The organism is Acinetobacter sp. YH01019 (genome assembly GCF_013420285.1).
GTDB classification, from domain to species: Bacteria; Pseudomonadota; Gammaproteobacteria; order Pseudomonadales; family Moraxellaceae; genus Acinetobacter; species Acinetobacter gandensis.
On sequence record NZ_VOYM01000121.1, the window covers coordinates 1 to 5,988 of the forward strand.

The following is a 5,988-nucleotide window of genomic DNA, read 5'->3' on the forward strand; positions in this document are numbered from 1 at the left end:
CGTAAAGACAGACGGAATAAGGATTTAATCATTAAGCAGCATTGGATGGCTGCGTCGGAGTAGGTTTGATTTCGCCCTTGTTTGCCTTTTGATGGCGCATACCATTGCGTAGCAGGATCAAACCAAAGGGCAATATTTCCGCGACTCATAAGTGCTCGGTTATATGCGGGCCAATTGATTGTGCGGTAGATTTTGTGTGCAGGCTTCTTCATTTGAAAATTATATCGCTGAAAAAGCCTTTACAGATAGGTTTGTGCAACAAAGCCTCCAAAAACTCAAGAGTTACTTGTGCAATGTCCAGTTGAAATAGTGAAATAAAATAAAAAGGCCAGCAAATGCTGGCCTTTTTATTATTAGATCAAAATATAGAAATAAAACACTTCTGAAAACTTTATGAATAATAATGCTTAGGTTAAGATGAACCATCCTTTTATTGAAGTCTTTTGAACAGCTATGCAATCTTTTGTTCTTTATAACTCTGAGCAACGTAAAAAAGTAGAATTCGTACCTCGAAAAGAAGGGCATATCGATTTGTATGTTTGCGGAATGACTGTATATGACTACTGTCATATTGGGCATGCGCGTACTGTTATTGCATTTGACTACATTATTCGTTTTTTACGTAGCCAGGGTTGGCAGGTAAAATATGTTCGTAATATCACAGATGTAGATGACAAGATTATTAAACGTGCCAATGAAAATGGTGAAAAGATTTCAGATCTTACGAGCCGTTTTATTGATGCAATGAATGAGGATTTTGCAAAATTAGGTTGTTTGGAACCAGATGCTTCACCGAAAGCAACGGATCATATTGATCAAATGCAAAATATGATTGGTACGTTGGTGGATAATGGAACAGCATATCCTGCAAACAATGGTGATGTGTATTTTGAAGTTGAAAAATTTGCAAAATATGGTCGTCTTTCGGGGCGTAAACTTGAAGACATGCAAGCCGGTGCATCAGAACGTGTAGATGTTGAAGTAGAAAAAAAACATCCATTTGACTTTGTACTTTGGAAACATGCCAAAGAAAATGAACCGTCTTGGGCTTCACCATGGGGCAATGGTCGTCCGGGTTGGCATATTGAATGTTCAGCAATGTCCACTTGCTGCTTAGGCAACCACTTCGATATTCATGGTGGTGGTGCAGATTTAATCTTCCCACATCATGAGAATGAAATTGCACAATCAGAAGCAGCAACAGGTGAGCAGTATGTAAACTACTGGATGCATGCGGGTTTCATTAATGTAGACGGTGAAAAAATGTCGAAATCACTCGGCAACTTCTTCACGATTCGCGATGTCATAGAAAAATTCCATCCAGAAGTTGTACGCTACTTTATTGTATCGTCTCACTACCGCAGCCCAGTGAACTATTCTGATGTTGCTCTCAAAGAAGCGAAAAACACACTTTCACGTTTCTACCATTCTTTTAAAGCATATCAACAAGCGTATGGTGAAGCGTCGACACAACAGTTTGACCAAGCGCTGGTTGAAAAATTTAATGCTGCAATGCGTGATGATTTCAATACACCTGAAGCAATTGCGATTTTGTTTGAAATCAATAAAGAACTCAATCGTGCGGTAAAAGAGGAAAATGCAGAGCAGGCGGGTATTTATTATTCAACGCTACGTCACTTGACCAATATCCTAGGTTTAGTGCAATACAACGTTGATGAGTTTTTAAAATCGGATATTGGTCAAGAAACGTTGGGTTTAACTGAAGAACAAATTGAAGATTTGATTCAACAGCGTAAAGATGCCAAAAAAGCCAAAGAATTTGCGAAAGCAGATGAAATCCGTCAGTCTTTACTAGATCAGGGTGTTGTTCTAGAAGATACACGTCAAGGTACAATTTGGCGTCGTGCTGATTAAATAGACAAATAAAATTATAGAGAGTTGACAGTTGTGTGAATTTCTCTATAATTCACCTCATTGCGGGAATAGCTCAGTTGGTAGAGCATAACCTTGCCAAGGTTGGGGTCGGGAGTTCGAGTCTCCTTTCCCGCTCCAGAATACGAAAAAATCCTTATCGAAAGATAAGGATTTTTTTTGTCTAAAAAATTGAAAAATTACAATAAACATTACATTTCGCAGCAATATTTTGAAACGTAGAACTTTGTTAGTTATGCTAAAATGTCTAAAAATATTCTGAAATCCTATTAAAGGTTAACTCGTTGGCGAGTTAGTAAGGTGTAAAGGTTTTGAATCCACAAAATATGCCGAATCAAATCGATTTTCAAAAAGTTGCATTAGAAACTTTACGTATCGAAGAGCATGCACTGCAGGTATTAGCGACTCAAATTGATGAGCGTTTTGATCGTGCATGCGAATACATTTTAAAATGTCGTGGTCGTTTAGTGATTACAGGCATGGGTAAATCAGGCCATATTGGTCGTAAAATGGCTGCTACATTTGCCTCAACTGGCACGCCCTCCTTCTTTATGCATCCTGGTGAAGCAGGTCATGGGGACTTGGGGATGTTAGTCAGTGGTGATGTGCTCATTGCAATTTCGAACTCTGGGAAGAGCGATGAAATTATGATGTTAATGCCATTAATCAAACATCTTGAGATTCCACTTATTACCATTAGTGGTGATGATAAAGGCCCGATGCCACAAAATGCTGATGTAGCATTGACGCTTGGAAATATTCAAGAAGCTTGCCCATTAGGTTTAGCACCGACCTCAAGTACGACGGCAACGCTTGCTTTGGGTGATGCATTGGCAGTGGCTTTATTAGATGCTCGTGGCTTTACATCGGATGACTTTGCTCGATCTCATCCAGCGGGTGCCTTGGGTAAACGCTTATTACTGCATGTAAAACATTTAATGCACACAGGTGAAGATTTACCAAAAGTTTCACCAGATACACCAATGAACAAAGTTCTGTACGAAATTTCGAACAAACGTCTTGGCTTAACCACAGTTGTTGATGAGCAGGATCGATTATTGGGTATTTTTACTGATGGTGATTTGCGTCGTTTAATTGATAAGCAGCAAGGCTTTGATGTAAACATGCACGTGTCTGATGTAATGATTCAAAATCCATTGACCATTTCACAAGATGCTCGTGCAGTACATGCGTTAGAACGTATGAATGAAAAGAAAATTACACAATTTGTTGTAGTTGATGAAGCCAATAAAGTCATTGGTATTATCAGCATGCATGATCTGATTCAAGCTGGGGTAAATTAATTAAATGGCATCATATGTTTTGCTAGAACAAGCGCGTCACATTGAAGCATTGGTATTAGATGTAGATGGTATTTTAAGTGATGGTTTTGTTACATTGACCAATACAGGCGATGAAATTAAATCATTTGATATTCGTGATGGACTAGGTATGAAACTGGTTCAAAAAGCGGGTATTAAAGTTATCATCATTACAGGTCGTAAGAGCAATATCGTTGATAAGCGCATGTCAGACCTTGGTGTTGATTTGGTTTTTCAAGGTCGCGAAGACAAAGGCGTTGCTTTAAAAGAAGCGTGTGCTCAGTTTGGTATTGATCCTTCAGATTGTTTGTATATGGGTGATGATTGGCCTGATCTTTCAGCTTTTGCAATTGCGGGGATGAAAGTCACTGTACCCAATGGTCATTTAGAAGTGCGTCGTCGTGCTGATCTGGTAACTCAAGCTATGGGTGGTCGTGGTGCAGTACGTGAAATTTGCGACATGTTGTTGGTATCTAAAGGCGTATACCAGGAACTACTTGAAAAATATGCAAGTGCACCTTATTAATAAACTATGATGCCGTCACTGGATTGAATCTCCGCTTATGGATACTAAAGTTTTATACGTTACGGCAGTGGTTATTGCCGCAATAAGTGGCGGTTACTACTACTTCGGTGGTAAAGGTAACAAGCTTCAAGCAGACTCGTCTAAAAGTATGACGTATTCTGCTGAAAATATTGTGATCACCCAAACTGATGAATTAGGCAAATTGCATATTCGTGCTCAGGTCGATCGTCTTGAGCAAGATTTGCAGAAACAAACCTCACACTTGGTAAATCTGAAAGCCTCTGCATATAAAGATGGTGCGGTAGATGCAACATTCTTTGCAAAACAAGCAAATGGCACAGATGACAATAAAAAAGTTGTACTCAGTGAGCAAGTCGTGGCGACTAAATTGATGAATCAAGGGCAAATGGAGTTTCATACCGATGAACTTACTGCATTTCCTGATACTCGTGAACTTGAGACGAATAAACCTGTTACTGTGATTTCGCCACAAGCTGAATTTACTAGCCAAGGTTTAAAAGCCAATTTGAATGACGGTCAATACGAATTTTTTAATATTCGAGGAAAGTATGAACCATAATCTTAATCGAAACACTCCTAAAACTTTCCTAAAACGTGCAGCGCTACTCGGTTCACTGGCGTTATGCTCGGTTGCGGCTTTTGCTTTGCCATCTGACCGTAATCAACCCATTTCATTGGTTGCGGATCGTGCAACATTTAATGAGAAAACAGGCATCACGACTTACACTGGTAACGTGATCATTGAACAGGGCACGATGAAGCTACAAGCAAATTCAATTGTGGCAAACCTGAACAGTAAAAAAGAAATTAGTACGATCACTGCGACAGGTGGACCTGCACATTTCCAACAAAAAACTGATCCAGCTAAAGGCCCAGCCAAAGGTCAGGCTCAAAAAATTATCTATAATGCTGAAACCGGCATCATCACTATGACTGGTAATGCATTGCTTCAACAAGATGGTGCGAGTATTCGTGGTAATTCATTGAAATACAGTATGAATAAGGGTGATATTGTTGCTGAAGGTACTCCGAATAAATCGGGTTCATCGACAGGTCGTGTACAAATTGTCATTCCACCATCAAGCACTAAATCCTTCCCAGGAGCGCGTGATTAATGGAGCAAAATCAGCAAGTACAAACGCTGTGCATTAAGCATTTAGCAAAAAACTATAGTAAGCGCTGGGTGGTAAAGGATGTGTCCTTTAGTATGCAGAGTGGTCAAATTGTTGGATTACTCGGTCCCAATGGTGCAGGTAAAACCACGAGTTTCTATATGGTGGTCGGTCTGGTTCGAATGGATAAAGGTGAAATTCATCTTGATGACCTAGATCTATCAGATTTAGCGATGCATGAACGTGCACGCAAAGGGATCGGTTATTTACCGCAAGAAGCATCGATTTTCAGAAAGCTTACGATTTCTGAAAATATCATGTCAATTTTGGAAACACGTAAAGATTTAAATAAGCAACAACGTCAGCAACGACTTGCTGAACTACTTGCCGATTTTAAAATTACCCATATTAAAGATTCATTAGGTATGAGTGTTTCAGGTGGTGAACGTCGTCGTGCTGAGATTGCGCGTGCCTTAGCGGCAGATCCTAAGTTTATGCTACTAGATGAGCCTTTTGCAGGTGTTGACCCAATTTCTGTGGGCGATATCAAAGATATTATCCGTACACTGAAAGACCGTGGTATTGGGGTATTGATTACTGATCATAATGTGCGTGAAACACTCGCAATTTGTGAGCATGCTTATATTGTAAGTGAAGGTGCTGTAATTGCAGAAGGCACACCTGATGAGGTGTTAGCTGATGAAACGGTGCGTAAAGTCTATTTAGGCGATGACTTTGTTGTATGATAAATATCATTATAAAAAGATGAATTTTCCTGTTGAATGCGCTAGTTTCATTCAACAGGTTTATGTTATTGTCTAATGCGACAAAAACTGACCATTTAATCTAAAAAATTAACAATAAATCAGTATACTCTAACTAAAAATACGACTTGCTTACATCATGCAATTACGAAAGATAACGAACCCGAAAAAAGGGTTGAAGCGACCAAATAAATACGCCTTTGTTTGTATGTTATTACTACCTTAGGACTTACGCATTGACGGATTCAAAAAAGTATTAAAATACTTTATAAAGTATCTGTGATCAGACGAATTAAACATGCTTCTACAGCAACTTGTACATTACCCATTTATATGGGCTTTCTCATGAC

Annotated in this window: 7 protein-coding genes and 1 tRNA gene; 7 read left to right on the top strand and 1 reads right to left on the bottom strand. The window is 39.2% G+C overall.

What is annotated here, in order from left to right:
- Positions 1-212, bottom strand: a 212-nt coding sequence (locus FTT84_RS16635; RefSeq protein ID WP_180058936.1) for a transposase, incomplete at its 3' end; no start/stop codon positions are given.
- A gap of 241 nt (positions 213-453) precedes the next feature.
- Between FTT84_RS16635 and cysS the strand changes: the two genes are divergently transcribed.
- The 7 genes from cysS to lptB all read left to right on the top strand — a co-directional run bounded on the left by cysS (position 454) and on the right by lptB (position 5,620).
- A complete protein-coding gene (gene cysS, locus FTT84_RS16640; protein ID WP_180081897.1) occupies positions 454-1,875 on the top strand; it encodes a cysteine--tRNA ligase in 1,422 nt (473 codons plus the stop codon).
- Positions 1,876-1,937: 62 nt separating this feature from the next.
- Positions 1,938-2,013, top strand: a tRNA-Gly gene (locus FTT84_RS16645).
- A 206-nt stretch (positions 2,014-2,219) separates the two neighbouring features.
- Complete coding sequence (locus tag FTT84_RS16650) at positions 2,220-3,197, top strand: KpsF/GutQ family sugar-phosphate isomerase (RefSeq protein WP_067762590.1); 978 nt, start codon at positions 2,220-2,222, stop codon at positions 3,195-3,197.
- Between the two features lie 4 nt (positions 3,198-3,201).
- Positions 3,202-3,741 carry an HAD family hydrolase gene (locus FTT84_RS16655; RefSeq protein WP_067762589.1) on the top strand — a complete coding sequence of 180 codons (540 nt, stop codon included), beginning with the start codon at positions 3,202-3,204 and terminating at the stop codon, positions 3,739-3,741.
- A gap of 37 nt (positions 3,742-3,778) precedes the next feature.
- A complete protein-coding gene (gene lptC / locus FTT84_RS16660; protein WP_067762588.1) occupies positions 3,779-4,321 on the top strand; it encodes an LPS export ABC transporter periplasmic protein LptC in 543 nt (180 codons plus the stop codon).
- The gene (lptA, locus tag FTT84_RS16665) at positions 4,311-4,877 is read left to right on the top strand and encodes a lipopolysaccharide transport periplasmic protein LptA (RefSeq protein WP_067762587.1); all 567 of its coding nucleotides are present in this window, start codon (positions 4,311-4,313) and stop codon (positions 4,875-4,877) included. Before lptC ends, lptA begins: the two co-directional genes overlap by 11 nt.
- A complete protein-coding gene (gene lptB / locus FTT84_RS16670; protein ID WP_067762586.1) occupies positions 4,877-5,620 on the top strand; it encodes an LPS export ABC transporter ATP-binding protein in 744 nt (247 codons plus the stop codon). Before lptA ends, lptB begins: the two co-directional genes overlap by 1 nt.
- Positions 5,621-5,988: the final 368 nt, after the last annotated feature.

Excerpts from the sequence above, each read along its gene's own strand:
- cysS (WP_180081897.1), top strand. The coding sequence starts at position 454 with ATGCAATCTTTTGTTCTTTATAACTCTGAGCAACGTAAAAAAGTAGAA.
- FTT84_RS16650 (WP_067762590.1), top strand. The coding sequence starts at position 2,220 with ATGCCGAATCAAATCGATTTTCAAAAAGTTGCATTAGAAACTTTACGT.
- FTT84_RS16655 (WP_067762589.1), top strand. The coding sequence starts at position 3,202 with ATGGCATCATATGTTTTGCTAGAACAAGCGCGTCACATTGAAGCATTG.
- lptC (WP_067762588.1), top strand. The coding sequence starts at position 3,779 with ATGGATACTAAAGTTTTATACGTTACGGCAGTGGTTATTGCCGCAATA.
- lptA (WP_067762587.1), top strand. The coding sequence starts at position 4,311 with ATGAACCATAATCTTAATCGAAACACTCCTAAAACTTTCCTAAAACGT.
- lptB (WP_067762586.1), top strand. The coding sequence starts at position 4,877 with ATGGAGCAAAATCAGCAAGTACAAACGCTGTGCATTAAGCATTTAGCA.